General features: G+C 73.8%; 28 protein-coding genes. 16 read left to right on the top strand and 12 right to left on the bottom strand.

All coding sequences use genetic code 11. From position 1 onward, the window contains the following. Positions 1-23 precede the first annotated feature (23 nt). The gene (locus QP089_RS44905; RefSeq protein WP_285920706.1) at positions 24-1,298 is read right to left on the bottom strand and encodes a cytochrome P450; all 1,275 of its coding nucleotides are present in this window, start codon (positions 1,296-1,298) and stop codon (positions 24-26) included. A 201-nt stretch (positions 1,299-1,499) separates the two neighbouring features. Here QP089_RS44905 and QP089_RS44900 point away from each other — a divergent pair, with 201 nt between their 5' ends. Further along, positions 1,500-1,757: a hypothetical protein gene (locus QP089_RS44900; RefSeq protein ID WP_285920705.1), complete on the top strand. Its 258-nt coding sequence runs from the start codon at positions 1,500-1,502 to the stop codon at positions 1,755-1,757. Positions 1,758-1,849: 92 nt separating this feature from the next. Here the strand turns inward: QP089_RS44900 and QP089_RS44895 are convergent, their stop codons facing one another. The 6 genes from QP089_RS44895 to QP089_RS44870 form a co-directional block, all read right to left on the bottom strand. Next, on the bottom strand, positions 1,850-2,980 hold the full coding sequence (locus QP089_RS44895) for a putative sodium/potassium/calcium exchanger (protein ID WP_285920704.1): 1,131 nt from the start codon (positions 2,978-2,980) through the stop codon (positions 1,850-1,852). 61 nt (positions 2,981-3,041) lie between these two features. Continuing rightward, a complete protein-coding gene (locus QP089_RS44890; RefSeq protein ID WP_285920703.1) occupies positions 3,042-4,013 on the bottom strand; it encodes an SRPBCC family protein in 972 nt (323 codons plus the stop codon). A 151-nt stretch (positions 4,014-4,164) separates the two neighbouring features. Next, positions 4,165-5,025: a DUF4253 domain-containing protein gene (locus QP089_RS44885; RefSeq protein ID WP_285920702.1), complete on the bottom strand. Its 861-nt coding sequence runs from the start codon at positions 5,023-5,025 to the stop codon at positions 4,165-4,167. 125 nt (positions 5,026-5,150) lie between these two features. Then, entirely contained in the window at positions 5,151-5,339 is a 189-nt protein-coding gene (locus QP089_RS44880; protein WP_285920701.1) for a hypothetical protein, read from the bottom strand. A 12-nt stretch (positions 5,340-5,351) separates the two neighbouring features. Further along, on the bottom strand, positions 5,352-7,793 hold the full coding sequence (locus QP089_RS44875) for an ABC transporter permease (RefSeq protein ID WP_285920700.1): 2,442 nt from the start codon (positions 7,791-7,793) through the stop codon (positions 5,352-5,354). Next, positions 7,790-8,521, bottom strand: a complete 732-nt coding sequence (locus QP089_RS44870) for an ABC transporter ATP-binding protein (RefSeq protein ID WP_446474144.1) — start codon at positions 8,519-8,521, stop codon at positions 7,790-7,792. Before QP089_RS44870 ends, QP089_RS44875 begins: the two co-directional genes overlap by 4 nt. 188 nt (positions 8,522-8,709) lie before the next feature. Here QP089_RS44870 and QP089_RS44865 point away from each other — a divergent pair, with 188 nt between their 5' ends. The 3 genes from QP089_RS44865 to QP089_RS44855 are packed head-to-tail and all read left to right on the top strand — an operon-like array spanning position 8,710 to position 11,056. Next, entirely contained in the window at positions 8,710-9,939 is a 1,230-nt protein-coding gene (locus QP089_RS44865; protein WP_285920699.1) for a sensor histidine kinase, read from the top strand. Further along, a complete protein-coding gene (locus tag QP089_RS44860; protein ID WP_285920698.1) occupies positions 9,927-10,565 on the top strand; it encodes a LuxR C-terminal-related transcriptional regulator in 639 nt (212 codons plus the stop codon). Before QP089_RS44865 ends, QP089_RS44860 begins: the two co-directional genes overlap by 13 nt. Then, positions 10,562-11,056, top strand: coding sequence for an NUDIX domain-containing protein (locus QP089_RS44855; protein ID WP_285920697.1), 495 nt, complete (start codon positions 10,562-10,564; stop codon positions 11,054-11,056). The genes QP089_RS44860 and QP089_RS44855 overlap by 4 nt, the downstream gene beginning before the upstream one ends. On the opposite strand, the gene QP089_RS44850 is transcribed toward QP089_RS44855, so the two are convergent. Next, positions 11,028-11,540, bottom strand: coding sequence for an aminotransferase class I/II-fold pyridoxal phosphate-dependent enzyme (locus QP089_RS44850; RefSeq protein ID WP_285920696.1), 513 nt, complete (start codon positions 11,538-11,540; stop codon positions 11,028-11,030). The genes QP089_RS44855 and QP089_RS44850 overlap by 29 nt on opposite strands. A gap of 179 nt (positions 11,541-11,719) precedes the next feature. On the opposite strand from QP089_RS44850, the gene QP089_RS44845 reads away from it, so the two are divergent. Next, entirely contained in the window at positions 11,720-12,598 is an 879-nt protein-coding gene (locus tag QP089_RS44845; protein ID WP_285920695.1) for an alpha/beta hydrolase, read from the top strand. Here QP089_RS44845 and QP089_RS44840 read toward each other — a convergent pair whose 3' ends face one another. Further along, a complete protein-coding gene (locus QP089_RS44840) occupies positions 12,599-13,528 on the bottom strand; it encodes a LysR substrate-binding domain-containing protein (RefSeq protein ID WP_285920694.1) in 930 nt (309 codons plus the stop codon). It lies immediately after the preceding gene. A 115-nt stretch (positions 13,529-13,643) separates the two neighbouring features. Here QP089_RS44840 and QP089_RS44835 point away from each other — a divergent pair, with 115 nt between their 5' ends. From QP089_RS44835 to QP089_RS44800, 8 genes are all read left to right on the top strand, one after another. Further along, entirely contained in the window at positions 13,644-15,080 is a 1,437-nt protein-coding gene (locus QP089_RS44835) for a 2-hydroxymuconic semialdehyde dehydrogenase (protein WP_285920693.1), read from the top strand. A gap of 11 nt (positions 15,081-15,091) precedes the next feature. Next, entirely contained in the window at positions 15,092-15,892 is an 801-nt protein-coding gene (locus tag QP089_RS44830) for a 2-keto-4-pentenoate hydratase (RefSeq protein ID WP_285920692.1), read from the top strand. Then, positions 15,889-16,638, top strand: coding sequence for a 2-keto-4-pentenoate hydratase (locus QP089_RS44825; protein ID WP_285920691.1), 750 nt, complete (start codon positions 15,889-15,891; stop codon positions 16,636-16,638). The genes QP089_RS44830 and QP089_RS44825 overlap by 4 nt, the downstream gene beginning before the upstream one ends. Next, positions 16,635-17,069 (top strand): RidA family protein, encoded by a 435-nt coding sequence (locus QP089_RS44820; protein WP_285920690.1) that lies wholly within the window; start codon positions 16,635-16,637, stop codon positions 17,067-17,069. Before QP089_RS44825 ends, QP089_RS44820 begins: the two co-directional genes overlap by 4 nt. Continuing rightward, positions 17,066-17,638 carry a 3-hydroxyanthranilate 3,4-dioxygenase gene (locus QP089_RS44815; protein WP_285920689.1) on the top strand — a complete coding sequence of 191 codons (573 nt, stop codon included), beginning with the start codon at positions 17,066-17,068 and terminating at the stop codon, positions 17,636-17,638. The genes QP089_RS44820 and QP089_RS44815 overlap by 4 nt, the downstream gene beginning before the upstream one ends. Before the next feature lie 25 nt (positions 17,639-17,663). Continuing rightward, positions 17,664-18,719: an amidohydrolase family protein gene (locus tag QP089_RS44810; protein WP_285920688.1), complete on the top strand. Its 1,056-nt coding sequence runs from the start codon at positions 17,664-17,666 to the stop codon at positions 18,717-18,719. Further along, a complete protein-coding gene (kynU, locus tag QP089_RS44805) occupies positions 18,716-19,984 on the top strand; it encodes a kynureninase (protein ID WP_285920687.1) in 1,269 nt (422 codons plus the stop codon). Before QP089_RS44810 ends, kynU begins: the two co-directional genes overlap by 4 nt. 237 nt (positions 19,985-20,221) lie before the next feature. After that, a complete protein-coding gene (locus QP089_RS44800) occupies positions 20,222-20,425 on the top strand; it encodes a cold-shock protein (protein WP_285920686.1) in 204 nt (67 codons plus the stop codon). 117 nt (positions 20,426-20,542) lie between these two features. Here QP089_RS44800 and QP089_RS44795 read toward each other — a convergent pair whose 3' ends face one another. Further along, positions 20,543-21,730: an MFS transporter gene (locus QP089_RS44795; RefSeq protein ID WP_285920685.1), complete on the bottom strand. Its 1,188-nt coding sequence runs from the start codon at positions 21,728-21,730 to the stop codon at positions 20,543-20,545. A gap of 73 nt (positions 21,731-21,803) precedes the next feature. On the opposite strand from QP089_RS44795, the gene QP089_RS44790 reads away from it, so the two are divergent. After that, entirely contained in the window at positions 21,804-22,841 is a 1,038-nt protein-coding gene (locus QP089_RS44790) for an ROK family transcriptional regulator (RefSeq protein ID WP_285920684.1), read from the top strand. A 28-nt stretch (positions 22,842-22,869) separates the two neighbouring features. Here the strand turns inward: QP089_RS44790 and QP089_RS44785 are convergent, their stop codons facing one another. Both QP089_RS44785 and QP089_RS44780 read right to left on the bottom strand, forming a co-directional pair. Beyond that, on the bottom strand, positions 22,870-23,544 hold the full coding sequence (locus tag QP089_RS44785; protein WP_285920683.1) for a TetR/AcrR family transcriptional regulator: 675 nt from the start codon (positions 23,542-23,544) through the stop codon (positions 22,870-22,872). Next, positions 23,541-24,764 (bottom strand): acyl-CoA dehydrogenase family protein, encoded by a 1,224-nt coding sequence (locus QP089_RS44780; protein ID WP_285920682.1) that lies wholly within the window; start codon positions 24,762-24,764, stop codon positions 23,541-23,543. The genes QP089_RS44785 and QP089_RS44780 overlap by 4 nt, the downstream gene beginning before the upstream one ends. Positions 24,765-24,810: 46 nt before the next feature. Here QP089_RS44780 and QP089_RS44775 point away from each other — a divergent pair, with 46 nt between their 5' ends. Together QP089_RS44775 and QP089_RS44770 are read left to right on the top strand one after the other, a co-directional pair. Continuing rightward, positions 24,811-25,557 (top strand): SDR family oxidoreductase, encoded by a 747-nt coding sequence (locus tag QP089_RS44775; RefSeq protein WP_285920681.1) that lies wholly within the window; start codon positions 24,811-24,813, stop codon positions 25,555-25,557. 31 nt (positions 25,558-25,588) lie between these two features. Continuing rightward, positions 25,589-26,545 carry a quinone oxidoreductase family protein gene (locus QP089_RS44770; protein ID WP_285920680.1) on the top strand — a complete coding sequence of 319 codons (957 nt, stop codon included), beginning with the start codon at positions 25,589-25,591 and terminating at the stop codon, positions 26,543-26,545. The last annotated feature ends 1 nt before the right edge of the window (position 26,546 follow it).

The following is a 26,546-nucleotide window of genomic DNA, read 5'->3' as shown; positions in this document are numbered from 1 at the left end:
CGATTACCCGCGCCGATCGGCGCTCAGCCGAGGTGCACCGGCAGCGAGTTGACGCCGTAGACGATCGACAGCTTGCGGTAGCTGAGCCGGTCCGGTTCGACGGCGAGCCGCAGGTCCGGGAACCGCCGGACGAGCGCCGGGTAGGCGGCCCGCAGCTCCATCTTGGCCAGCTCCGCGCCGATGCAGCGGTGCGCGCCCCAGCCGAACGCCAGGTGCGGCGGCGTCCTGCGGGCGGCGTCGAAGCCGTCCATGGCGTCGCCGAGCGCCGGGTCGCGGTTGGCGGCCGACAGCGAGATCAGCACGACGTCGCCCTCGGCGATGTGCACCCCGGCGACCTCGGTGTCCTTGCGGGCGAACCGCGGGAACGCCAGCTGCACCACCGTCAGGTAGCGCAGCAGCTCGTCCACGAACGGGCCGATCGCCTGGTCGTCGTCGTGCACCCGCTGGAACTGCTCGCGGTCGCGCAGCAGCACGATGGAGCCGAGCGCGAGCATGCTCGCGGTCGTCTCCAGGCCGCCGGTGAGCACGCCGTCGGAGAGCCCGGCGATCTCCAGGTCGTCGAGCTCGTCGCCGTGCTCGCGGATCAGCATGCCGATCAGGCCCGGGCCCGGCTCGGCGCGCTGCCGGCGGACGACCTCGAGCAGGTAGTCCATCGACTCGGAGATCGCGCCCACGGACGCGCTCGCGCCGCCGAACAGGTCGAACCGCGCGCTGCTCAGCCGCTGGAAGTCGCTGCGGTCGTGGTGGGAGACGCCGAGCAGCTCGCAGATCGTCAGCAGCGGGACGGGCAGCGCGAACTGCTCCATCAGGTCGACCGGCCCGGTCGCGTCCGCCATCGCGTCGAGCCGCTCCTCGACGATCGTGTGGATCAGCGGGGTGAGCCGGCTCAGCCGCCGCATGGTGAACTCCGGCGTGAGCAGCTTGCGCCGCCGGGTGTGGACGGGCGGGTCGGAGAACCCCAGCCCGCCGGGGGTGAACCCGGCCGGGACGTCCACCTTGCCCACCAGGTTGGACAGGTCGTTGCTGAACGAGTCCGCGTCCGCGAGGACGGCCTTGGCCGCCTCGTACCCGGTCACCAGCCAGACGCCGAAGCCGAACGGCAGCGGGAGCCTGCTGACCGGCCGCGCTTCGCGGATCTCGGTGAGGTCGCTGACCGGGTCCAGGCCGTCGCGGCGCAACGGCGCCAGCGTGGAGTTCGGCAGGAACCGGATCGACTCGAGATTGAACCCGGCACGCTGCTTCCTGGCGATGTATCCCCGTACAAGCCACTTGGCCGCGCGTGCCCCGACATTCGCCATGATCGCAGGTTATTGATCAGAAGCGCTCGTCGCACCTCCGTGCAGGATCTAAAACATCACATCTTTGAGACGGTCGCCACCCGAAACCCGCTACGCGTCCGGTCCGTCCCGCTCTGCGACCAACGCGACGTTACGGTCGAATCCCACTGTGGCGGGTGGGTATGACCGCGATCGGATGGAACGCTGAGACGAGGGGGGATCATGGCCGGCAAGAAGATGGAAGGGAACGAGCAGCAGCGCCGGAAGGCCGCCCGCGAGGCCAGGGCGGAGGGGAAGGCCCCGAGCGCCCGCAACGTCACCACCGGCGCGTCCAAGCAGCCGCACACGGCACCGAAGCACCAGCCGCACCATCACGCCGAGCGCTTGGACAACATCCACCGCGGCAAGCAGCGGGACGCCTCGCCCGATCCGAAGCCCGGTTACGGCGAGCCGTCGTCCAAGCGGCACCGCGAGGGCTGAGCCCGCCGCTGAACGATCGTTCCACTCGCTCTCGTAGGCGCCACGTTTTCGTGGCGCCTACGAGATCATCGGTGCGACAGCGGCTCAGGCGATCAGGACACCGCTCGCCGGAGGGTCTTGATCAGGTCGCGCACGGAATCCTCCGCCTCGCGGAAGGCGCTCTGAATCGTGGCGCCCTGATCCTGCGACCCCGCCCGCGGTGAATCGCCACCAGCATCATCGTCGGTCTCGCCATCGCCGGTCCCGCCGGACGAGTCCGCGCGGTCGTTCTCCGAGCGGTCCTCGGGCGGCGTTCCGCCTTGAGGCCGTTCTTCCTCCGATGCCTTGTCTCCGGAGGCCTCCTGCGCCGCGTCGCTCGTGCCCGCCGCGGTTCCATCCACAGCCTTCCCGGCGGCCTCGCCCGCGCGTCCGGCGCCTTCCCCGACTTTCCCGGCCGCCTCGCCGGTGCCCTCGCCGACCTTCCTGGTCGCCCGACCGGCCCCCGCGCCGACGTCACCGACGGCTCCACCGGCCCCTTCACCGACGTTCTCGACGGCTCCGCCCGTGCCCATCCCGACCTCTTGGACCGCGCCGCCGGTGCCCTTGCCGACGTCCCGGACGGCTCCGCCGGCGCCTTCGCCGACGTTCTCGACGGCTCCACCAGCGCCCCGGCCCACCTCTTGGACCGCGCCGCCCGCGCCCCTGCCGACCTCCTGGACCGCGCCGCCCGCGCCTCGGCCCACTTCCTGGACCGCGCCGCCGGCGCCCCTGCCGACGTCCCGGACGGCGCCTCCGGCACCCCGGCCGAGCTCGCCGACCGCCTCGCCCGCGCCGCGGGCGGCCGATTCGACGCCGCGGCCGATGTGCTCCAGGATCTCGGGGTTGCGGTCCAGCGTGGTCAGCACGCGGCCGACGATGGCGGCCACGTTGCCGAGCCGCACCTGCAGCAGCGCCTCGGCCTCCACGTCCTTGATCTCCAGCTTGACCCGTCCCAGGTAGACGTCCGCGCCGACGTTGAGCCGGAGCATGTCGAGCACCTGGGCGCCGAGCGCGACGTGCGCGTCGAGGTTCTCGACCTCGAGGGAGATCTCGCCCACCCTGAGCTGCGGGACGTTCAGGTGGACGTCGGGCGCGCCGTCCGCCGCGGCGTGCGGCTCCGGCCGCCTGATCTCCCCGACCCTCACGTCGGCGGGGCCGTTGTCGTCTTTGGCGGCCTCTGAGCGGCCGGACTTGCCGTCGTCCATGGGTCCCCCTTTTCCGAGCACCGGCGCGGGCGCGGCCGGTGGTGGCCTCGGGCTGGCGGTGTCAGCTCGATTCGGACTTCTCCTCGGCCTGCCCGGCGTCGGCATCGTCCCCCTCGTGCGCCGCGGTGCCGTTCTCGGAGTCGCCGCCGTCGTGCGCTTGGCTCTCTTCCTTGAGCGCGTCCTCGTGGGTCTTGACGACCTCTCCGTCGCGGATCTCCCCGCGCCAGCCCTCGATGTCGTCCTGTTCGAGGATCGCCCTGGTCATCATGTGCCGCTTGATGTGCTTGAAGTCCAGGCGCAGTCGGCGGCCCTGCGCCCGCCACAGGTTCGCGGTCTTCTCGAAGAAGCCGTCCGGGTGGTACTCGGCCACCAGGAGCACGCGCGTCAGGGTGGGCGCGATCCGGTGGAAGGTGACCGCGCCGTCGACGTATCCCTTGTCGCCCTCCGACTTCCAGACGATGCGGTCGTCGGGGACCTGCTCGGTGATCGTGGACTCCCAGTTCCGGTGGGACATGAAGATCCGGGCCCGCCACTTGATCTTCTCGTCGGACTCCTGCTCGACGTTCTCCACCTTGCTGGTGAAGCTCGGATAGTCGGCGAACCGGGTCCACTGGTCGTAGGCGGTCCGCAGCGGCAGGCCGACGTCGAACTCCTCGACGATCGTGACGGCCTTGGCCTCGTCACCGCCGCTCGCGCCGCCGCCGTCGCCACCGCCGCCGAACACGTTCTTGACGGTCTCCTTGGCACCGGTCATCCCGGCGCTGAGCCCGGCCCGCAGCGGGGACCGGCCCTCGGCGAGCTTCTGCGCGCCCCGGGCGGCCATCTTCGCGCCGGTGCCGCCGCCGTCCCCGTTCCCGTCTCCGCTGCCGTCGCCGAGCTTCTCGGTCAGGTCGCGGACCATGTGGGTGGCGCCGTGCAGTCCCTTGACCATCAGGGCCCGCACCACCTCCTGGCCGGCGTCCTTGAGCTCGTCGAGCGGCAGGTCATCGGTCAGGCCGTGCCGCTCTTCGGTCTTCTCCTGTGTTTCGGTCATCGTCGGCGCCCCCGTCCAAAGCCGTCTCCTTCGGCATCACCGCCCCAATGGTCACAAAACAGCTGCTAAGACCCCGAATAGGTAATATCGGGACGCGCGTCCCCGGGCATCGGCGTGTGCCGCCGGTACCGCGCCGAAGGGCCGCGGGCCCCTAGTCCCACCAGAACGACCAGTACGTCTTGCCGCGGATCTCCTCGGCGTAGCCGGCGAGGGTGCCGGGGCCCTGGAAGAGGATGTCCGGGCAGAACGCCCAGTGCTCGGCGGCGACGTGCACGGCGTGCCGGGTGGTGACGGGGGGCGCGGCGACGCTCAGCTCCAGGGTGTTGAACCCGAGCCCGACGACGCGGGCGCCGAACCGGTCCTCCCAGCTGCGCAGGACGGCGGCGAGCGGCGCGGTCCACTCGTTGTGGTTGAGCGCGCCCTGCCAGCCGACCGCGGCGATCGCGTCGGCGCCGCGGTCCACCGCGACCAGGCCGAGGGACGGGCCGCGCACGCCGAGGGTCCGGGCGTACCGGTCGGCGACGGCGTCCGGGTCGTCCAGCAGGGTCCCGGCGGGGGCCGGGCCAGGACAGTGCCGCCCGAACGGGGCGAGGTCGTCGTGGTCGTCGTCGCCCGCCTGCTCCGCCCAGTCGGCCCAGACCTCGTACAGGAACGCGTCGGGCGAGTAGTTGCCGATCTCCGTGACGGGCTCGGGCGCGATCTGCCCGGACGCCCAGGGCTGGTCGGTCTCGTCCAGCAGCAGCGGCCACAGGCCGGACCGGGAGTGCTCGGCGCGCAGCCGGGACCACAGCTCGCCGTGCACGGGCTCGTCGCTCAGCCAGAACGCGGGGCGCATGAGCAGCGACCGCTGCGGGTAGCCGGGGTCCGGCCACACCACGTCGCCCTCGGGCAGCGAGACCGACAGCGTCCGCTCGGAGGCGCCGTCTGCGCCCGGGCCGGCGCCGTCCGCGCCGTCGGCGAACAGCTGCGGGAGGTTGCCCGGCAGGTGCCGCCGGATCTCGACATCATCCATTTCACGCCGTTCCGGTACAGAGCATGCCAACGGGATCTTGGCACTCCGAGATGGTAACGGCGGTGCGGTCCGCCCGGGGGACGAGCCGGAGGGTTCGGTCCGCCCGGGCGGCGCGGCGTCCCTGCTCAGCGTTCCCGGCGGCGGCCGCGGATGAGGAAGTCGAGGACGACCGCGACGGCGCCGAGTCCGGTCAGGACGCTGATCGGAATCTCCGGCCAGGTGCCCTTCAGCGTGATGTTGGCGATGACGTTGACGGCCAGCAGCAGGCCGAAGACGGTCCAGCGGACGGTGTTGCCGGTGCCGGTGTCGTTCATGGTGCGCGCCTTTCAGGAGATCTTCGGGGAGGTGCGCCGGCGGAGCATGGCGCGGGCGGGCAGCAGGACGGCGGCGGCGCCCGAGCCCGCCACGGTCGCGAGGATCGCCGCGCAGGTCAGCGGGGAGATCGCGGGCAGCGGCAGCCCGGTGACGGCGGTCGCGAACGCGGGGATGACCACCGCGACGATGAGGGATCCGGCGGCGGCGCCGGTGCCGAGCACGATGAGGGCCTCCAGCCGCAGCATCCGCAGCACCTGCCGGCGGGTCGCGCCGACGAGCCGCAGCAGGGCGAACTCGCGGCGCCGCGCGGCCGTCGCCAGCGCCAGCGTCGTGACGAGCCCGATGAGGATGAACCCGGCGATCGCGCCGACCACGACGTAGCTGACGAAGCCCTGCAGCCTCGTCTCGTCCGACAGCCGCGCGCCGAAGGCGTCGCGGTCGACGGTCCGTGCACCCAGGTACGCGGCGGTGACCGGCCGCAGGTCGGCGTGCCCGCGGACGAGGACATGGCCGTCGAGGGGCGTGGACGAATGCGCGGCGACCAGGTCGTGGGGGAGCAGGACGTCGCCGAAGCCGAGTCCCCGCTGGTAAACCGCCACGACGCGGGCGTCGATCCGGGTGCCGTCGCCCAGCCACAGCGGGGTGGTGGAGCCGACGTGGAGCCCGCCCGCGACGTCCCGGCTGAGCGCGACCGCGGTGCCGTGCAGCGCGGCGAGCCCGCCGGAGGCGACCTTCGGGTCCATGGTGGCGGCGGCGTCCGCGCCGACGCCCTGGGCGCCCAGCGACCGCAGGTTCTTCTCGCCCAGCTCCTTCACCGCCATGACGACCGTGGTGCTCTTGACGGGCGTCGCGGCGGTGACGCCGGGGACGCGCCGCGCCGCGTCCGCCGCGCCCTGCGGAAGGCCCGGGCCGTCCGCCACGATGACCTGGTCGGCGCGGTTCCCGTCGGCGAACTGCGCGGCGGTCGCGTGGACGACCGTGGACTGCGCGAACAGCTGCACGCCCGCGAACGCGACGGCCAGCGCGACCGGCGTCATGATCGAGCCGGCGCGCAGCGCGGCGGCGCCGGCCGCGTGCCGGGCCAGCCGCCCGGCGACCGGGGACAGCGCGGCGGCGGCACGGCCCAGCACCCGCTCACCGAGCCGCGCCAGCAGCGGCCCGAGCAGCGCGACCGCGACGATCAGCGCCATGACCAGCCCGCCGAGCGAGGCGCTCGCGGTCGGCCCGGACGTGACCGTCGAGACGCCGAGCGCGTTCGCGCCGGCGACGAGGAGCACGACGCCGGTGATGACGCGCCAGCGGGGGAGCTTCGCAGGTTCGGCGGCCGACTCGCCAAGGGCCTGCACCGGCCGGATCCGGGAGATCCGCAGCGAGGCGAGCAGCGCGGACACGGTCGCGGCGAGGACGGTGACGGCGAGCGCGGCCAGCGCCGGAAGCGGCGTGAGCGAGAGCCCGAACCCGTCGGGCAGCACGCCCTTGCGGATCATGGCGGCGTGCATCGCGGCGCCCGCGCCGAGGGACACGACACCGCCGATCAGCCCGGCCGGGACCGCCGCCCGCGCGGTCTCGCGGACGAGCCGTCCCCGCACCTGCCAGGGCGTCGCGCCGACCGCGCGCAGCAGCGCGAACTCCCGGCCCCGCTCCCGCACCGACAGCACGACCAGCCCGCCGACGACGACCAGCGCCGTCATCACGGCGACGCCGCCGAACGATCCGGCGATCTCCACGATGTCGGGACGGGCCGACGCGACGGCGCGGTCCTCGGCGTCGCCGCGCGCCGAACCGGTGGCGACCGTCAGGCCGGGGGCCGCCTTGCGCAGCGCGTCGGCGTCCGGCTTCCCGTCGGCGAGCACGGCCAGGGCATCGGCCCGGCCGGGGTGCCCGTTGAGCGCCATCGCCGTGCCGGTGGTGAAGAACGCCGCTGCCGGTCCGGACGACACCAGCCCGGTGACCCGGTACGGGCGGGGCGTCCCGCCGGCCTGCAACCGCACGGCCGCGCCCGGCCGGACACCGGCCGACCGGCTCAGCACCACCTCGTCCGGACGCCGCGGCGCCCGTCCCTCGCTCAGCTGGTAGGGGCGCAGGGCGGCCGAGTCCCAGCCGTGGCCCGTCACCGCACGCCCGGTGGACGTCAGGACGGGGAACGACACGTCCGCGACCACCGCCCGCACGCCCGGCACCGCGCGCAGCGGCCCGGCCGCCGCGACCGGGACCCGGGCGCGCTCGGCGAGGGGCCTGCTCTGCTGCTCCGGGTCGTCGCCGACCCGCTTCATCCGCTGCGTGACCTTCTGCGGGCCCGTCACGACAGCGTCCGCGGCGGCGTACCGGTCCACCGGCGCGTGCGCCAGCAGCGCCGATTCCAGCAGCACCCCGCAGGCCCCGACCAGCACCGCCGCGAACAGCAGTGCCGCGAAGACGCCCGCGAACGCGCCCTTGCCCTCGATCCTCTTCACAGCGACTCCCAGCGGTTCAGCACGGCCGCGACGGACGGCGCGGACAACTCGTCGACGATCCGTCCGCCGCTGAGGAACAGCACCGAGTCGGCGGTCGCCGCGGCCACCGGGTCGTGGGTGACCAGCACGACCGTCTGCCCGGTCACGTCCGCCGCCTCGCGCAGCAGCCGCAGCACCCCGCGGGCCGACCGGGGGTCGAGCGCGCCGGTCGGCTCGTCGGCGAACACCACCTCGGGACGGGTGATCAGGGCGCGGGCGACGGCGGCGCGCTGCTGCTGCCCGCCCGACAGCTCCGCCGGGCGGTGCCGCAGCCGGTCGCCCAGCCCGACCCGGTGCACCACCTCCTCCAGCCACGCCGGGTCCGGCTCGGTCCCGCCGAGCCGCAGCGGCAGCGTGATGTTCTGCTCCACGTCCATGGACGGGATCAGGTTGAACGCCTGGAACACGAACCCGATCCGTTCGCGGCGCAGCCGGGTCAGCTTCGCCTCGCCGAGCCGGCCGAGGTCGGTGCCGGCGATCCGGACCGTCCCGGCGGTCGGCCGGTCCAGCCCTGACGCGCAGTGCAGGAACGTGCTCTTGCCCGAGCCGGACGGCCCCATCACGGCCGTGAACCCGCCGCGGGGGAACGTCCAGGTGACCTCGTCCAGCGCCCGCACCGCGCCGTAGGACTTGGTGACCGACTCCAGGCGCACCGCCACCGCGGTCGCCTCGGCCGTCATCGTCGTCATGCTCGCCCTCCGTGGAAAACCCGCTCTCACCAGGACGAACCTAGGTTCCGGAGCAGGCCGGGCACATCGGGGCGCACTCCCCGATCGATGGTGTAGCGGGCTACACCATCGGCATGGGTGCCGACCCCGGTGCGCAGCGCGACGCGCTCACATAGCGTGTGCGGTGAGACGACATGACAAGGGCACAGATGAGCGTGACAGGTGCGCTGCGGCGCAGCGCGGATGCGACCGGGCGGCTGGTGGCCGCACTGCGCATCTCCGTCCCCGCGCTGTTCGGGCTGGCGCCCCTGCTCTTGTTCCTCGCGCTGCTGGTCGTCGCGCTTCCATGGCTTCCGGACGCGGTGAAACCGCTGCGCGCGCTTGCGAACGCCGAACGTCGCCGGGCCGGCGAGGTGCTCGGCCGCGAGATCCCCGAGCCGTACCAGCCCCGCAACGACTCCGGCCTGGGGGAGGCCCGCCGGATCGTCCGGTCGCCCGCCCTGTGGCGCGACATCGCGTGGATGGTGGCGAACGGATACACCGGCCTTGTCCTGGCGGTGATGGCCGTCGGGCTCTGGCCGGCGATCCCGTACACGGCGTCGATACCGCTGTGGTGGTGGGCCGCGCCCAAGGGTTCGGTGTCGGCGTTCGTGGACCTGAACACCTGGCCGCAGGCGCTCACGCTGCCGTTCCTCCAGGCGGCCCTGGACCTGGTGCTGCTGCTGTGGCTGGTGCCGCGGTGCGTGCGCTGGCAGGCCCGGCTCGCGGAGCTGCTGCTGCGGCCCACCCGCCGCACCAGCCTGACCGAACGGGTCGAGGAGCTCACCGAGACCCGCGCCGAGGCGCTGGAGGCGCACGGCGCCGAGCTGCGCCGCATCGAGCGGGACCTGCACGACGGGACGCAGGCGCAGCTCGTCGCCGTCGCGCTGCGGCTCGGCCTCGCCGACCGCCGATTCGAGACCGACCCGGACGCCGCCCGCACGTTGTTCCTCCAGGCCCGGGACGGCGTGGAGGAGGCGCTGACCCAGCTGCGGACCGTCATCCGCGGCGTGTACCCGCCGATCCTGTCCGACCGGGGCCTGGCCGGGGCGGTGCGCGCGCTCGCCGCCGGGCAGCACACCCCGGTCGAGATGGACCTCGACGGGGCCGGCCGCGCGCCCGCCGCCGTCGAGGCCGCCGCCTACTTCGTCGTCGCGGAGGCGCTCACCAACATCGCCAAGCACAGCGGCGCCCGCACCGCGTCGGTCACCGTCCGCCGCGAAGGGGCCCGGCTGCTGATCAGGGTGCGCGATGATGGCAAGGGCGGGGCCGACGCGGGCCGCGGCAGCGGCCTGGCCGGCATCCGCCGCCGGGTGGCCGCGCTCGACGGGACCACCCGCATCGACAGCCCCGACGGGGGAGGGACCACGCTGGAAGCGGACCTGCCGTGCGGATCGTGATCGCCGAGGACAACGTGCTGCTGCGCGAGGGCCTGGTACTGCTGCTGACCTCCGACGGGCACGAGGTCGCCGCGGTCGCCGGCAGCGGCCCGGAGGTGCTGCCCGCCCTGCTGGAGCACCGGCCCGACGCCGCCGTGCTGGACGTGCGGCTCCCGCCCGGGTTCCGGGACGAGGGGCTGCGCGCCGCCATCGAGGCCCGCAAGCGGATCCCCGGGCTGCCGGTGCTGGTGCTGTCGCAGTACGTGGAGGAGACCTACGCCGCCGAGCTGCTGTCGGGCGGCGCGGAGGGCGTCGGCTACCTGCTCAAGGACCGCGTCAGCCGGGTCGGCGAGTTCCTCGACGCGCTCGCCCGGGTCGCCGCCGGCGGCACCGCCCTGGACCCCGAGGTCGTCTCCCAGCTGATGACCTCCCGCAGCGACCCGCTCCAGGCCCTCACGCCGCGCGAACGCGAGGTGCTCGGGCTGATGGCGCAGGGCCTCGACAACGCGACGATCGCGACCACCCTCGTCATCACCGAGCGGTCGGTCAGCAAGCACATCGGCGCGGTGTTCGCCAAGCTCGGCCTGCCGCCCACCGACAGCGGGCACCGCCGCGTCCTGGCCGTCCTCGCCTACCTCAACTCATGATCGGCGAACCCGCGCCCCGCGTCCGGCGGGCCGTCCGCGCGCTGCTGCTGGACGGCGGCGACCTGGTCCTGTTGCGCCGCACCGTGCCCGGTCGCGCCGTCTACTGGACGACCCCCGGCGGCAAGATCGAGCCGACCGACGCCGGGCCGGAGGAGGCGCTGCGCCGGGAGCTGGACGAGGAGCTCGGCGCCACCGCAGGTCCCGTCCGGCAGGTGTTCGCGTGCGCCGAGCAGACTCCTGAACTGCATCGCCTCAACGTCTTCTACGTCTGCCGGCTCCTCACAATGGACCTGTCGCTGCGGCACGGCCCCGAGTTCGACGACCCGTCCAAGGGCCGGTACGACGTCGACCGCTTCCCGTGCACGCCAGCGGGCCTGGCGTCGGTCGACCTCATCCCGGAGACGCTGGCCGCCTACCTCCAGACGCACGCCGGGGACCTTCCCGGGCTCGTCCCGGCACCGGTCAGTGAGGACGCGCCGCCAGTGCCATGAGGTCGGCCAGCTCCGCGACGCTGAGCGGGGCGTCGGGGAGGCGGCTGGTCGCGATCCGGACATGGGCGCCGGCCGGGACGATCTGGTACCGGCTGCCCGGGACGGCGGCGACCCCGTGCGCCGCGAGCGTGACCAGCGCGGCGGACTCGTCGGCGACCGGGACCCACAGCATGAGCCCGTCCCGGTTCCCGGTGGCGACGCCGCGTTCCGCGAGGGCGGACGCCAGGCTTTCACGGCGTTCCGCGTAGGCGGCGCGAGCCCGGGCGACGGCCGCGACGGCCGCCGGATCGGTCAGCAGGTGCGCCAGCGCGTCCTGCAGGATGCGGCTCGTCCAGCCGGTGCCGAAGCTGCGCAGGACGCGGACGCGCTCCACCGGTTCGGCCGCGCCGCCGATCACGGCGATGCGCAGGTCAGGGCCGTGCGACTTGGAGTACGAGCGGACGAGCACCGTCTGCCCGGGCAGGTGCGCTCCGACGCTGACCATGGGCGAGGACGACACCTCCCCGGTCCCGTCGTCCTCGATGGTCTTCGGGGCGGACGGCCGGGTCGCGGAGTCGGCCGAGCCGGTATGGGCATAGCGCGATGGTCATAGCGGAGGACGAGACCGGTATTTGATCGATCCGGCGCGGTGGCGGGAGGCTGGGGCGGACCGGGGAGGGGTGGGTGGTCGTGGTCGACGTGAACGACTGGCCGGGCAGCGAGCTGAGCGACGAGGAACTGGATGTCGCCTACAACGTGCGGCGCAAGGCCGGGCCTGAGCTCTTCGAGCGGCACATGGTCCGCTACCGGGCCGAGTCGGAGGCGGCCGTGCAGGGGCTGCCCGGCCACCCGGGGATCGTCTACGACGAGGCAAGCAGCGAGCGGCTCGACGTGTGGGGCGTCGACGACGACGGCCTGCGGCCGGTGTTCGTGTTCCTGCACGGTGGCTACTGGATGGCGCTGTCGCGGGCGGATTCGTCGTTCATGGCGCGCGCGCTCCACGAGCACGGCATCGCCACGGTGGTGCCGGACTACACGCTCGCGCCGAAGGCGACGCTGGAGGAGATCGTCCGGCAGGTGCGCGCGTCCATCGCCTGGGTGCACCGGCACGGCCGCGAGCACGGCCTCGACCCCGAGCGGATCGTGGTCGGCGGCAGCTCCGCCGGCGGGCATCTCACCGGCATGACGATGGTCGGCGGCTGGCAGGAGGAGTTCGGGCTCCCCGAGGACGTGGTGAAGGCGGCCATGCCGTTCAGCGGGCTGTTCGACATCCGCCCGATCACCCGTGTCTACGTCAACGAGTACGTGAAGCTGGACGTGGAGCGCGCGGCGGCGCTCAGCCCGGCGCTGCTGCCGTGCGAGCGGCGCTGCCCGGCGGTCGTCGCGGTCGCCGAGCACGACGGCGCCGGGTTCGTGGAGCAGTCGCGGACGTTCGCGCCGCTGTGGGGCGCGGGAGAGGCGATGGTCGTGCCGGACCGCGACCACTTCGACGTGGTGCTCGACCTCGCCGATCCGGCTTCGGCGCCCTTCAAGGCGCTGCTGGGCCTGGTCGGCTCGCTGTGATCAGGCCGCCGCGATCTTCGTGGCCTCGCGGCGCAGGTGGTCCAGCATCAGCCGGGCCGACGGCGTCGGCGCGCGGTGCGCGGGCAGCGTGACGCCGACCTGGCGGCGGACGGTCTCCAGCGGCACCGGCAGCGGCGCGATGTCGGCGTCGGTCTCGGCGACCAGCTGCGGCAGCGCGGCGATCATGTCGGTATCGCGGACCAGCGTCCGGACGGTCAGCACCGACGTGCACTCCACCAGGTCGCCGGGCGGCTCCAGCCCCCCGGCGCGGAACACCTGCTCCAGCTCGGCGCGCAGCGCGGTCTGCTCCAGCGGCAGCACCCACGGGTAGTCGAGCAGGTCGGCGAGGGAGAGCCCGGCGCGCGACCGGGCCGGATGGCCGTGCCGGGCGACCAGCCGGATCGGCTCGCCGTACAGCGTGATCTGGCGCAGTCCGCGCAGGTCGCCGATGGGGTTGAGGCGGCCGAGGATCAGGTCGATCTCGCCGTCCAGCAGCCGCGGCACCTGCGCGTCGAAGGTGGCCTCCTGGACGATCACGGTGATGCCGGGGCGGTCCTTCTTCAGCGCCGCGATCGCGCGCGGCAGCAGCACGTTCGAGCCGGCCAGCAGGGTGCCGATGGTGACGGTGCCGACCTCGCCGTCGGCCAGGCCGCTGATCCGCTCGCCGGCGCGGCGCAGCTCGGCCAGCACGGCCCGGGCGTGCTCGACGAACGCCTCCCCGAACATCGTCGGCGTCACGCCGCGCGGGCCGCGGGTGAACAGCTCGACGCCGAGGATGTGCTCGACCTCGCGCAGGCTGCGCGTCACCGCGGGCTGCGCCAGCCGCAGGTGCTCGGCGGCGCGCAGCACGCTGCCCTGGTCGGCGATGGCGACGACGAGGACCAGGTGCCGCAGCTTGAGCCGCCCGTTGAGCAGGTCGATCGCACGCATGCCGCCTTGATATCACAGCATCGTAATAGCTCTGCGGATCTTTGGTATTTGCAAGGCATAGCTGTCCGGGCGGAGGATCTGACCGTCGGGGCAGGTCGCGTCATGGAGGAGCGGGATGAAGGCTGAGCACTACGTCGGCGGCGTGTTCCGTTCGGACGGACCGGCCTTCCCGCTGATCTCGCCCGCGGACGGCGCGGAGATCGGCGCCGTCCCGGAGGCGCCGCGCGAGGTCGTCGACGACGCGGTGGCGGCTGCGCGCGAGGCGCTGCGCGGACCCTGGGGCGCGGCCGGCGTCGAGGAGCGGGCCGCCGCGATGCGCCGCATCGCCGACGGGATCCAGGCGCGGTTCGCCGAGTTCGTGGACGCCGAGATCGCCGACACCGGCCGTCCGCGCGCGTTCGCCGAGACCGTCGACGTGCCCCGCGCCATCGGCAACTTCCGCGCCTACGCCGACCTGCTGTACGGGCGGCCCGAGCGCGCCTACACCACGCAGGTCCCGGGCTGGAGCGCCGGCGGCGGGCAGGCCCTGAACTACACGGTGCGGCGGCCGCTCGGCGTCGTCGCGATCATCTCGCCCTGGAACCTGCCACTGCTGCTGATGACCTGGAAGGTCGCGCCGGCGCTCGCCGCCGGGAACGCGGTCGTCGTCAAGCCGTCGGAGGAGACGCCGTCCACCGCGACGCTGCTCGCTCAGGTCATCGACCAGGCGGGATTGCCGGCGGGCGCGTTCAACCTGGTGCACGGGCACGGCCCCGGCGCGGCCGGGGAGTTCCTCACCGGGCATCCGGGCGTCGACGCCATCGCCTTCACCGGCGAGTCCGCGACCGGGTCGGCGATCATGCGCAACGCCGCCGACCACGTCACACCGGTCTCGTTCGAGCTCGGCGGCAAGAACCCGGCGCTGGTGTTCGCCGACGCCGACCTCGACGCCGCCGTCGACGGCACGGTCCGCTCGTCTTTCACCCACTCCGGGCAGATCTGCCTGTGCACCGAGCGCGTCTACGTCGAACGCCCCGTCTTCGACGACTTCGTCGAACGGCTCGGCGCGCGCGCCAGGGAACTCGCGGACTACGGCCCGATGATCTCCGCCGCGCACCGCGACAAGGTGCTGTCGTACTACCGGCTCGCCCGCGAGGAGGGCGCGACCGTGGTGGCGGGCGGCGGCGCGCCGTCGTTCGGCGACGAGCGCGACGGCGGCTTCCACGTCGAGCCGACCGTCCTGACCGGGCTCCCCGAGACGGCCCGGACCGTCCGCGAGGAGATCTTCGGGCCGGTCTGCCACGTCGCGCCGTTCGACACCGAGGACGAGGCGCTCCGGCTCGCCAACGACAGCCCCTACGGCCTCGCCTCCACCGTGTGGACCCGCGACCTGTCCCGGGCGCACCGCGTCGCGCCGAAGGTGGAGACCGGCATCGTCTGGGTCAACTGCTGGAACCTGCGCGACCTCCGCACGCCCTTCGGCGGCGTCAAGGCCTCCGGGATCGGCCGCGAAGGGGGAGAGTACTCACTGGACTTCTTCTCCGAGCCCGTCAACGTGTGCATCCAGATCTGAGAGCGAGCCAAGTGACCAGCGACATCGACGCGGCGGCCGAGCGCATCCTCGGCGCCTACGCCTCGGGCGTCCCCTGCGAGCCCGTCCGCGACCTCATCGCGACCGCCGACGACGCCTACGCCGTGCAGGACCGGATGACCGAGCGGTGGCTGGGGGAGGGGCGGCGGCTGTCCGGCCGCAAGATCGGCCTCACCTCCCGCGCCGTGCAGCAGCAGATGCGCGTCGACAGTCCCGACTTCGGGATGCTGTACGCCGACATGGCCGTCCCGGACGGCGACGAGATCCCGGCCGGAACCGTCCTGCAGCCGCGCGTCGAGGCGGAGGTCGCGCTCGTCCTGGAGCACGACCTGACCCACGAGCGGCACACCGTCGCCGACCTGATCCGCGCGACGGCATTCGCGCTGCCGGCCATCGAGATCGTCGGCAGCCGCATCCGCGACTGGGACATCACGCTCGCCGACACCGTCGCCGACAACGCCTCGTCCGGCATGTACGCGCTGGGCAACCGGCCCGTCCGGCTCGAGGACGTGGACCTGCGGCTGTGCGGGATGGTGCTGGAGCGGCGCGGCGAGCAGCTGTCCAGCGGCACCGGCGCCGCGTGCCTCGGCCACCCGCTGAACGCCGCGCTGTGGCTCGCCGACACCCTCGCCCGCGTCGGGCGCCCGCTGCGCGCCGGTGACACGGTGCTGACCGGCGCTCTCGGCCCGGTCGTTCCCGCCGCGCCCGGCGACGTGTTCGAAGCCCGCATCGACGGCCTCGGCGACGTCCGCGTCGCCTTCGGCCGTACCGACCAGGACGGGGAGGAATCGTGACCGTTGACGTGCACGCGCTCGCCGCGACGCTGGACGACGCCGTCCGCGACGTCCGCGCGATCCCGAAGCTCAGCGACGCCGCGCCGCTCGACGTGCCGACCGCCTACGCGGTGCAGCGCGAGATGGTCGAGCACCGGATCCGGCGCGGGGAGCGGTTCTCCGGCGTCAAGATGGGCTTCACCAGCCGCGCGAAGATGGTCCAGATGGGTGTCGACGACGTCATCTGGGGCCTGCTCACCGACGGGATGCAGGCCGGTGAGTCGGCGGACCTGTCGAACCTCATCCATCCGCGCATCGAGCCGGAGATCGTGTACCTGATCGGCCGCGAGGTCCGCTCGGTCGCCGAGGTCGAGTCGGCCGTGGCGGGCGTCGCCGTCGGGTTCGAGATCCTCGACTCGCGCTACGAGGACTTCAAGTTCACCCTCCCGGACGTGATCGCCGACAACGCCTCCGCCGCACTGTACGGGTTCGGCGCCTGGCATGAGCCGCGCGACCTGTCCAACGTCGGGCTGCTGATGGAGATCGACGGGCGGCCGGTGCAGACCGGATCGTCCGCCGCGATCCTCGGCGACCCGGCCCGGTCGCTGCGCGCCGCCGCCCGCCTCGCGCTCGGCGCCGGGATGGCATTGGAGCCCGGCTGGGTGGTGCTGGCGGGCGCCGCGACCGCAGCCGTCCCGCTACCTAAGGACGCCCACGTCCGCGTCACCGGCGCCGGCCTCGGCGCCGTGGAGGTGACGACCCGGTGAGCGACGCGATCCTCGTCCAGGGCAAGGCCAAGCCGCGCGGGCGGTTCCCCCACGTCAAGCGGGCCGGCGACTTCGTGTTCGTGTCCGGCACCAGCTCGCGGCGGCCCGACGGCACGTTCGCCGGCGCGAGCGCCGACCCGATGGGCGTCACCGACCTCGACATCCGCGAGCAGACCCGCGCGGTCATCGAGAACATCGCCGACCTGCTGGAGGCCGCCGGGGGAGGGCTGTCCGACGTCGTCAGCGTCACCACCTACCTGGTGAGCATGAACGACTTCGGCGGCTACAACGAGGTCTACGGCGAGCACTTCGACGAGACCGGCCCGGCCCGCACCACCGTCGCGGTCCACCAACTGCCCCACCCGCACCTGCTCATCGAGATCTCGTGCGTCGCCCACATCCCACGCAACGGCGAGGAGGCCGGAGCATGACCCTGCCGCAGCTGACGTTCGGACGCCCCTTCAACTTCGAGGCGTGGATCGACGAGCACCGCGACCTGCTCAAGCCGCCGGTCGGGAACGTCCAGGTGTTCGACGACGCCGGGCTGATCGTCATGGTGGTCGGCGGGCCGAACCAGCGCACCGACTTCCACGACGACCCGACCGAGGAGTTCTTCTACCAACTCAAGGGCAACATGGTCTTGCGCGTCATGGAGGAGGAGGGCAGGCCGCCCACGGACCTGCAGATCAACGAGGGCGACGTGTTCCTGCTGCCCCCGCACGTGCGGCACTCCCCGCAGCGGCCCGAGGAGGGCTCGATCGGCCTGGTGGTGGAGATCCCGCGGCCGGAGGGGCTCACGGAGGCGTTCGAGTGGTACTGCACCGAGTGCCACCACCTCCTGCACCGCGCCGAACTCCAGGTCCGCTCGATCGTGGACGACCTGCCGCCCGCCTTCGAGGGCTTCTACGGCAGCGATCGCAAGTGCCCGAACTGCGGCGCCGTCCACCCGGGCCGCAGGTGGCCCGAATCCATGGTCCCGAAGACGGCGCCGCGCGCCTGACCCCCTCGCGTTCGACGGAGCTCCAGTGACAGTCATCGACGTCCACGCCCATGTCTTCCCCCGGCTCGGCCGCGCCGAGGGCCGGGTCCTCACCGACGACGGCGAGCCCTGGCTGCGCGTCCACGGCGACGGCACCGGCATGATGATGAGCGGCGACCGGGAGTACCGGCCGGTCGAGGAGGGGCTGTGGGACCCCGTGCGGCGGGTGGCCGACATGGACGCCGCCGGCGTCGACGTCCAGGCCGTCTCGTCCACCCCGCTGATGTTCGGGTACGCGGCCGATCCGTCCCGCGCCGCCGACTGGTGCGACCTGGTCAACGACCGCATCCTCGCCTTCTGCGCGGACGCGCCGGACCGGCTGCTGCCGCTCTGCCAGGTCCCGCTCCAGGACCCGGCGCTCGCCTGCGAGGTCGCGACGCGCGCAGCGGCGGCCGGGCACCGCGGCGTGCACATCGGCAACCACGTCGGAGACCGCAACCTGGACGACCCCGGCATCGTCGAGTTCCTCGCGCACTGCGCGCGGATCGGCCTGCCCGTGCTCGCGCACCCGTGGGACATGCTCGGCGCCGACCGGATGCAGGGCCACATGCTTCCGTGGCTGTCGGGCATGCCCGCCGAGACGCAGCTGAGCATCCTCGGGCTGATGCTGTCCGGCGCGTTCGAGCGGATCCCCGCGTCGCTGCGGCTGTGCTTCTGCCACGGCGGCGGCAGCCTCGCCTTCACGCTCGGACGGGCCGACAACGCCTGGCACAGGCGCGACATCGTCCGCGCCGACTCGCCGCGACCGCCGTCGGAGTACACCGACCGGTTCTTCGTCGACTCCGCCGTGTTCGACCCGCGCGCGCTCCGGCTGCTGGTCGAGGTGATGGGCGCCGACCACGTCATGCTGGGCACCGACTACCCGTTCCCGCTCGGCGAGCAGGAGCCGGGCGCGACGATCCGGGCGTGCCCCGGCCTGGACGACGCCGACTGCGCCAAGCTGCTCGGCGGCAACGCGCAGGCGTTCTTCGCGCCCACGACCGCCGTCCCCGCCGCCGATACCGGCGTCGCCGACACTGCGATCGCGGGGAGCGCGTCGTGAGCGCCGAGCGGGAGGCCAGGGAGCGCGAGGCGCTGCGCCTGGACGAGACCGACCCGCTGCCGTCGCTGCGCGAGGAGTTCCTCATCCCGCCCGCGCCCGGCGGAATGTACCCGGAGGCTGCCTACTTCGCCGGCAACTCCCTCGGCCTCCAGCCGAAGGCGGTCGCGGGCCGCCTGCGCGAGGAGCTCGACGACTGGGCGCGGCTCGCCGTCGAGGGCCACACTCAGGCACGCCGCCCGTGGGTCGACTACCACGAGCTGCTCCGCGAGCCCGCCGCCCGCCTCGTCGGCGCCCTGCCGCACGAGGTCGTCGCGATGAACTCGCTGACGGTCAACCTGCACCTGATGATGGCGAGCTTCTACCGGCCCTCCGGCGACCGCACCCGCATCGTCATCGAGGACTCGGCGTTCCCGTCCGACTCCTATGCGGTCGCCAGCCAGGCGATCCACCACGGGCTCGACCCCGCCGCCACCGTCGTGCGGCTGCGGCCCCGCGACGGCGAGGACAACCTGCGCACCGAGGACGTCCTGGCGTTCCTCGAACGCGAGGGCGGGACCGTCGCGCTCCTCATGCTCGGCGGCGTCAACTACCTGACCGGCCAGCTCATGGACATGCCCGCGATCACCAAGGCGGGCCGCGCCGCCGGCGCCGTCGTCGGCTGGGACCTCGCGCACGCCGCCGGGAACGTCCCGCTGCGGCTGCACGACTGGGACGTCGACTTCGCCGCCTGGTGCACCTACAAGTACCTCAACAGCGGGCCGGGGGCGGTCGCCGGCTGCTTCGTCCACGAGCGGCACGTCGCCGATCCGTCGGTGCCGAAGCTGGCGGGCTGGTGGGGCACCGAGCCGTCGGTCCGGTTCCGGATGGACCCCGACATCGCGCCGCCCGCCTCCGCCGACGCCTGGCAGCTGTCCAACCCGCCGATCCTCGCGCTGGCGCCGGTGCTGGCCTCCCTGGAGATCTTCGACCGGATCGGGATGGACGCGCTGCGCGCACGCAGCGAGCGGCTCACCGGCTACCTCGCGGCCCGGCTCGCGCCGCTGCGCGGCGTCCAGGTGATCACTCCGGACGACCCGGCGGCGCGCGGCAGCCAGCTGTCGCTGCGGGTCCCCGGCGCCGGCGGGCTCGTCCGGCGGCTCGCCGAGACCCGCGGCGTGGTCGCCGACGCGCGCGAGCCGGACGTCGTGCGGCTCGCCCCCGTGCCGCTGTACTGCACCTTCCACGACTGCCACCGCGCGGCCGAGGCACTGGATGATCTGACCTAGGTGTGTCGGGGTTCCAGCCGGGCCCGTATGGGGTAGGTTCGTTGCTGTCGCCGCGACCGGCCAGGCGCGGCGGCCAAGCAGTCTCGAACGTTTGCTTTATGAAACGCCCGCAGAAGTTCAAGACGAGGGCGTTCTCCGTTGCAGCTCCGGGTGATCCGGGCGGACGTGAGATGAGTCCGCTTGCAGCCCGGCCGCCGCCCGGCGGCCGGCGATTCCGTTCACCCAGAGGAGAACATCATGGCCGAAGGCACCGTGAAGTGGTTCAACGCCGAAAAGGGCTTCGGGTTCATCGCCCCCGACGGCGGCGGCCCGGACGTGTTCGTCCACTACTCGGCGATCACCTCCAACGGCTACCGCAGCCTTGACGAGAACCAGCGCGTCGGCTTCGAGATCACCCAGGGCCAGAAGGGCCCGCAGGCCGAGGGTGTCTACCCCCTGTAAGGCCCGCGCCCAAAGCGTGAACAGGCCGGGGACGGTTCGCCGTCCCCGGCCTTTCGCATGCCCGGCCGCCGTAGACCGCGGCGTGCCGGTGCACTGCCCGCCGCCCGCGCCCGCCTCTCAGGGGCGCAGCTCCCGGACGGGCGGTTCGACGGCCGGTCCGGCGGGCGCCGCCACCGCCGCGGGACGCGGGCGCAGCGCGCCGGCGAACAGCGCCGTCGGCGCGGCGATGCAGGTGATGAGCGCGAACGCGGCCGGGTAGGACAGCGCGCCCGCCGCCCAGCCGGTCACCGCCGGCGCGGTCAGCCCGGACAGGTAGGTGATCGTCGCGACGCCCGCCACGCCCTCGCCCGGGGTGTTCCCGGCACTGCCGGCCGCCGCGAACACCAGCGGCACGACGGTCGCGACGCCGGCGCCGAGCAGCGCGAACCCGGCGATGCCCGGCACCGCGCTGCGCGCCACCACCACCAGGACGCCGCCGAGCACGGCGACCGCGCCGCCGCAGCGCACGACCGCCACGGGACCGAACCGGCGGACGAGGCGGTCCCCGGCGAGCCGGGTCGCCGCCATGCACGCCATGAAGATCGTGTAGCTGGCGGCGGCGAGCCCGGGGCCCGCGTCCACGACCTTGGTGAGGTAGACCGCCGACCAGTCGGCGCTCGCGCCCTCGGCGAACGTGGCGCAGAAGCCGACGACGCCGATCACCGCGATCGCCCGGTTCGGCAGCGCGAACCGGCGGGGCGGCGGGGCCCCGGTGTCCGCCCGGTCGGGCAGGAGGCCGCGGCCCGCCACGGCGCCCGCCGCCAGCAGGACGAGCGCGACGACTCCGAGGTGGACGCGGGCGTCCACTCCGGCGTGCGCGGCGAGGATCCCGACGCCGCCGGCCGCGAGGCTGCCGACGGCCCACAGCCCGTGCAGCCCCGACATGATCGGCCGCTTCAGGTGCCGTTCCACCGACACGGCGTGCCCGTTCATCACCACGTCCGACATCCCGGCGCCCACGCCGTATAGCAGCATCGCGGCGAACAGCCAGCCGGGCGCGGGGGAGAGTGCGGGCAGCGCGACGACCGCCGCCCAGTACGCGATCAGCAGGCGGGTGGCGGTGCGCTCCCCGATGCGGTGGGCGATCCGGCTCGCGGTCGGCATCGTGGCGAACGCGCCGATGGAGGGGCACAGGAGGGCGAGCCCGAGCATCGTGGCGCCGAGGTGGAGATGGTCCTGGATCCACGGGATGCGGGTCGCGAGGGTGCCCGCGACGGCGCCGTGCACGGCGAAGACGGCGGCGATGGCGCGATGGGGACGGCTCATGGCCACAGAAACTAACAGGCAGGCTTCCTGATGAAAAGCCGATATCACGGTATCGCTGGCTACGATGGCTCCCGTGAAGACCGCCGACCCGACGATGGCCCGCGCGATCAACGACCGGCTCGCCCTGGACCTGCTGCTGGAGCGCGGCCCGCTCACCGCGCCGCAGCTGCGCGCGCTGACCGGGCTGTCGCGGCCGACGGTGTCCGACCTGGTCGAGCGGCTGCGCGCGGACGGGCTGATCGAGGTCACCGGGGAGACCGGCGCCGACCGGCGCGGCCCGAACGCCCGGCTCTACGGCCTGGTCGCCGGCCGCGCCCACGTCGCCGGGGTCGACCTGCGCCGGGACGCGGTGCACGTCGAGGTCGCCGACCTCGCCGGGAACCCGGCCGGTGCGTCCTCCCGCCCGCTGCCGGACCACCCGGACCTGCCCGCCCTGATCGACGAGGCGGTCGCCGGCACCGCGGGCGGCATCGAACTGCACGCGATCGTGGTCGGCACGCCCGGTCTGATCCATCCGGGCACCGGCCTGGTGACCGACGGCGCCATACCCGGCTGGCGCCCCGACCTGCTCCAGGCGCTGCGGGACCGGACCACCGCGCGGGTGGTCGTCGAGAACGAGGTCAACCTGGCCGCCGTCGCCGAGCACCGCGACGGCGCCGCGGCCGGCCACGGCGACTTCGCTCTGCTGTGGCTGGACGACGGCGTCGGCGCCGCGATCGTGCTGGACGGCCGGCTGCGGCGCGGCGCGTCCGGCGGCGCCGGCGAGGTCGGGATGCTCCGGATCGGCGGCGCCGAGTTCTGCGACCTGGTCGACCTGGCGTCCGCCGGGGACCTGGACGCCGAGACCTTCGCCGACCGCGTCGCCGAAGGCGCGTTCGCCCTGGTCGCCGTGCTGGACCCGGGCCTGCTCGTGCTCGGCGGCTCGCTCGGGCGCGGCGGCGGCGACCGCCTCGCCGGCCTGGTCGCCGCCCGGCTGGCCGCCCTGAGCCCCGCCGCCACGGTGGTGCGCCCGGCCGTCTACGACGGCGACGCGGTGCTGCGCGGCGCCGTCCTCACCGCGCTCGACCTCGCCCGCGACGACGTCTTCGGCCGGCCGGTCGCCGCGGGCTGACCGCCGCCGCCCTCCGGTCGGTCGACCGTCACTCGCGGGGCAGGCGCTCGCCCGTCCGCAGCCGGTCCAGGCCCAGCCAGATGAACTCCACCGCCATCTGCTCGGCCCGCTCGCGCGAGGTGTCGGGGTGCTCCAGCCACCACGACACCATCGACAGCATCGACCCGTACATCAGCGGGACGAGCAGCCGCGCCCGCCGCTCGTTCACCTCGAGCGCGGCGGGCGACAGCTTGGGGTCGGCGCGGCGGCGGCGCAGCAGCAGGTCGGCGAACGCGGTGCCGAGCCGGTCGCGCAGCTCCCGCAGCTCCAGGCCGACCTCCGGCTTGTCGAGGTGCCGGACCACCAGCGACCACGCGTCCGGCTCCTCGGTCGCGTAGTCGAACAGCACCCGGATCATCGCCCGGATGCCGCCCGCCGTGCCGTGCGCGGCGGGCACCGCCTCCGTGAGCCGGCCGGTCAGCTCGGTGACGATCGCCTCCGTCACCTCGGCGAACAGCTCCTCCTTGGACGCGAAGTGCTGGTAGAGCAGCGCCTTGGACACCTGCGCCGCCGCGGCGACGTGCTCCATCTGCGTCAGGTGGTAGCCGCGCCGGCCGAACTCGGCCAGCGCCACCTGGAGCAGCTGCTCGCGCCGCCGGGCGTACGGCATGCGCCGCCGCACGCCCGGTGCCGCCGGTCCCGCGACCCCCGTGCCGTCGGTCATTTACCGAGGTACCTGCCCAGCTCGGCGCGGGCGACCGAGCGCACGTGCACCTCGTCCGGCCCGTCGGCGAGGCGGAGGGTGCGCAGCCCCGCCCACATGGCGGCGAGCGGGGTGTCGTCGCTGACCCCGGCGCCGCCGTGCACCTGGATCGCCCGGTCGACGACGTCCAGCGCGACCCGCGGCGCGATCACCTTGATCGCCGCGACCTCGGACCGGGCCGCCTGCACGCCCTGCTTGTCGATCAGCCACGCGGTCTTGAGGGTGAGCAGCCGGGCCTGCTCGATCGCCATCCGCGACTCGGCGATCTGCTGGCGCACCACGCCCTGCTTGGCCAGCGGCCCGCCGAACGCCACCCGCGACGCCGCGCGCTCGCACATCAGCTCCAGCGCCCGCTCGGCCATCCCGATCGCGCGCATGCAGTGGTGGATGCGGCCGGGCCCGAGCCGCGCCTGCGCGATCGCGAAGCCGCCGCCCTCCTCGCCGACGAGGTTCTCCACCGGCACGCGGACGTCGGTGAAGGTGATCTCGCAGTGGCCGTGCTGGTCCTGGTAGCCGAACACGGGCAGCGGCCGGACGACCTCCACGCCGGGCGCGTCCAGGGGGACCAGCACCATCGACTGCTGCCGGTAGGGGTGGCCCTCCGGGTCGGTCTTGCCCATCACGATCATGATCTTGCAGCGCGGGTCGGCGGTGCCGCTGATCCACCACTTGCGCCCGTTGATCACGTAGTGGTCGCCGTCGCGCTCGATCCGGGTGGAGATGTTGGTGGCGTCCGAGCTCGCCACCTCCGGCTCGGTCATCGCGAACGCGCTGCGGATCTCCCCGTCCAGCAGCGGCCGCAGCCAGCGCTCCTTCTGCTCGGGCGTGCCGAACAGGTGCAGCACCTCCATGTTGCCGGTGTCGGGGGCCGCGCAGTTGGTCGCCTCCGGCGCGAGGCTGGGGGAGCGGCCCGTCACCTCCGCCAGCGAGGCGTAGTCGGTGACCGTCAGGCCGTGTGCGGGGTCCTCGCTGTCGGGTAGGAACAGGTTCCAGAGGCCGCGCTTGCGCGCCTCGACCTTCAGGTCCTCCACGACCTGCGGGACGTGGTGCTCGCGGCCCTGCGCGCGCAGCTCGGCCCGCTGGGCCGCGTAGACCGGCTCCGCCGGGTAGACGTGGCTGTCCATGAAGTCCTGGAGGCGGCCGAGGTGCTCCTGGGCCCGCTCGCTCAAACCGAAGTCCATTCCGCTAGAGTAACTGACGAGTCAGTTACTTGGGAGGGGAGTCCCGATGGCAGCCTTCGACGGAACCGGCAAGGTCGCGCTGATCACGGGCGGGTCCAACGGCATCGGCGCGGCGGTCGCCCGCCGGCTGGCCCGCGAGGGCGCCCGGGTCGTGCTCGCCGACGTCGACGACGACGCGGGCGCCGCGCTCGCCAAGGAGCTCGACGGCGCGTTCGTCCGCTGCGACGTGCGCGAGCCCGCCGACAGCGAGGCGGCCGTCGCCGCCGCCGTCGAGCGCTTCGGCGGCCTGGACGTGGCGTTCCTCAACGCGGGCATCGCCGGAGGCGGGCGGCTCGACGAGACCTTCGACCCCGCCGTCTACCGCCGCGCCATGGGCATCAACCTCGACGGCGTCGTCTACGGCGTGCACGCCGCGCTGCCCGCGCTGCGCAACCGCGGCGGTGGGAACATCATCGCGACCGCCAGCATGGCCGCGCTCACCGCGACGCCGTTCGACCCGGTCTACGGCGCGAACAAGGCCGCCGTCGTCGGGCTCGTCCGCGCCCTCGGCCCGACCTACGAGCCCGAGGGCATCCGGGTGAACGCGCTGTGCCCCTCGTTCGCCGACACCGCGATCCTCGGCGGGATGAAGCAGGAGCTCCAGGAGAGCGGCTTCCCCATCCTGGAGGTGAGCGACGTCGTCGAGGCGTTCATGCGGATCCTGGAGGCCGACGGCGTCGGCGAGGCGTGGTACGTGGTGCCGGGCCGCCCGTCCGAGCCGTTCAGGTTCCGCGGCGTCCCCGGCCCCCGCTGAGCCCACCCGCCCACGCACGAACAGGAGAGTCATGCGCGCGATCCAGATCACCGAGTTCGGCGGCCCCGAGGTGCTGACCGTCACCGAGCTGCCCGACCCGGTCGCCGGGCCCGGGCACCTGCTCGTCGACGTCTCCCGCGCCGGCATCAACTACGCCGACACCCACCAGGCCGAGAACAGCTACCTGTCGGAGTCGACGCTGCCGATGGTGCCGGGCGGCGAGGTCGTCGGCACCACCCCGGACGGCCGCCGCGTCGTCGCGCTCGTCGGCACCGGCGGGTACGCCGAGAAGGCCGTCGCGCCCGAGGCGCTGGCCTGGGACGTCCCCGACGCGATCGACGACGTCACCGCGCTCGGGATGATCGTCCAGGGCGCCTCGGCGTGGGTGCTGCTGCGCCGCAGCGTCCACCTGGCGCCGGGGGAGTCGGTCGTCGTGCACGCCGCCGCCGGCGGGGTCGGCACCCTCGCGGTGCAGCTCGCCAAGGCCTGGGGCGCCGGCCGCGTCATCGCCACCGCCTCCTCCAAGGACAAGCGCGACCTCGCCCTCGAACTCGGCGCGGACGTGGCGGTCGACGCCAACGAGCCCGACCTGAAGGACGCGCTCATCGAGGCCAACGGCGGCCGCCGCGTCGACACCGTCCTGGAGATGACCGGCGGGACCGTCACCGACCAGAGCCTGAAGGCGCTCGCGCCGTTCGGCCGGCTCGCCTTCTACGGCATGGCGTCCCGCCAGGAGCCGTCGCCGGTGCGGCCCGCCACGCTGATGTCGCACTCCACCACGATCGCCGGCATGTGGCTGGCGCACGTGTTCCAGATGCCCGGCGACGTGATGCGCACGGCGCTGGAGGAGCTGTTCGGCCTGGCCGCCGACGGCCGGCTGCGCGTCATCGGCGGCGGCGAGTACGGCCTCACCGAGGTCCGCCGCGCCCACGAGGACCTGCGCGCCCGCCGCACCACCGGCAAGCTCGTCCTGGACCCGTCCCGCTGAC

It is taken from the genome of Actinomadura opuntiae, from assembly GCF_030283205.1.
In the GTDB taxonomy this organism is placed as follows: domain Bacteria; phylum Actinomycetota; class Actinomycetes; order Streptosporangiales; family Streptosporangiaceae; genus Spirillospora.
The sequence above is the reverse complement of the archived record's forward strand: the minus strand, read 5'-3'. Positions and strand labels throughout refer to the sequence as shown.

Bases quoted from the DNA above. Each gene is read 5' to 3' on its own strand.
- QP089_RS44905 (WP_285920706.1), bottom strand. From the start codon at position 1,298: ATGGCGAATGTCGGGGCACGCGCGGCCAAGTGGCTTGTACGGGGATAC.
- QP089_RS44785 (WP_285920683.1), bottom strand. From the start codon at position 23,544: ATGACCGACGGCACGGGGGTCGCGGGACCGGCGGCACCGGGCGTGCGG.
- QP089_RS44870 (WP_446474144.1), bottom strand. From the start codon at position 8,521: ATGACGACGATGACGGCCGAGGCGACCGCGGTGGCGGTGCGCCTGGAG.
- QP089_RS44880 (WP_285920701.1), bottom strand. From the start codon at position 5,339: ATGAACGACACCGGCACCGGCAACACCGTCCGCTGGACCGTCTTCGGC.
- QP089_RS44885 (WP_285920702.1), bottom strand. From the start codon at position 5,025: ATGGATGATGTCGAGATCCGGCGGCACCTGCCGGGCAACCTCCCGCAG.
- QP089_RS44850 (WP_285920696.1), bottom strand. From the start codon at position 11,540: ATGGTCAGCGTCGGAGCGCACCTGCCCGGGCAGACGGTGCTCGTCCGC.
- QP089_RS44770 (WP_285920680.1), top strand. From the start codon at position 25,589: ATGCGCGCGATCCAGATCACCGAGTTCGGCGGCCCCGAGGTGCTGACC.
- QP089_RS44800 (WP_285920686.1), top strand. From the start codon at position 20,222: ATGGCCGAAGGCACCGTGAAGTGGTTCAACGCCGAAAAGGGCTTCGGG.
- QP089_RS44855 (WP_285920697.1), top strand. From the start codon at position 10,562: ATGATCGGCGAACCCGCGCCCCGCGTCCGGCGGGCCGTCCGCGCGCTG.
- QP089_RS44900 (WP_285920705.1), top strand. From the start codon at position 1,500: ATGGCCGGCAAGAAGATGGAAGGGAACGAGCAGCAGCGCCGGAAGGCC.
- QP089_RS44780 (WP_285920682.1), bottom strand. From the start codon at position 24,764: ATGGACTTCGGTTTGAGCGAGCGGGCCCAGGAGCACCTCGGCCGCCTC.
- QP089_RS44890 (WP_285920703.1), bottom strand. From the start codon at position 4,013: ATGACCGAAACACAGGAGAAGACCGAAGAGCGGCACGGCCTGACCGAT.
- QP089_RS44865 (WP_285920699.1), top strand. From the start codon at position 8,710: ATGAGCGTGACAGGTGCGCTGCGGCGCAGCGCGGATGCGACCGGGCGG.
- QP089_RS44775 (WP_285920681.1), top strand. From the start codon at position 24,811: ATGGCAGCCTTCGACGGAACCGGCAAGGTCGCGCTGATCACGGGCGGG.
- QP089_RS44815 (WP_285920689.1), top strand. From the start codon at position 17,066: ATGACCCTGCCGCAGCTGACGTTCGGACGCCCCTTCAACTTCGAGGCG.
- QP089_RS44795 (WP_285920685.1), bottom strand. From the start codon at position 21,730: ATGAGCCGTCCCCATCGCGCCATCGCCGCCGTCTTCGCCGTGCACGGC.
- QP089_RS44835 (WP_285920693.1), top strand. From the start codon at position 13,644: ATGAAGGCTGAGCACTACGTCGGCGGCGTGTTCCGTTCGGACGGACCG.
- QP089_RS44895 (WP_285920704.1), bottom strand. From the start codon at position 2,980: ATGGACGACGGCAAGTCCGGCCGCTCAGAGGCCGCCAAAGACGACAAC.
- QP089_RS44840 (WP_285920694.1), bottom strand. From the start codon at position 13,528: ATGCGTGCGATCGACCTGCTCAACGGGCGGCTCAAGCTGCGGCACCTG.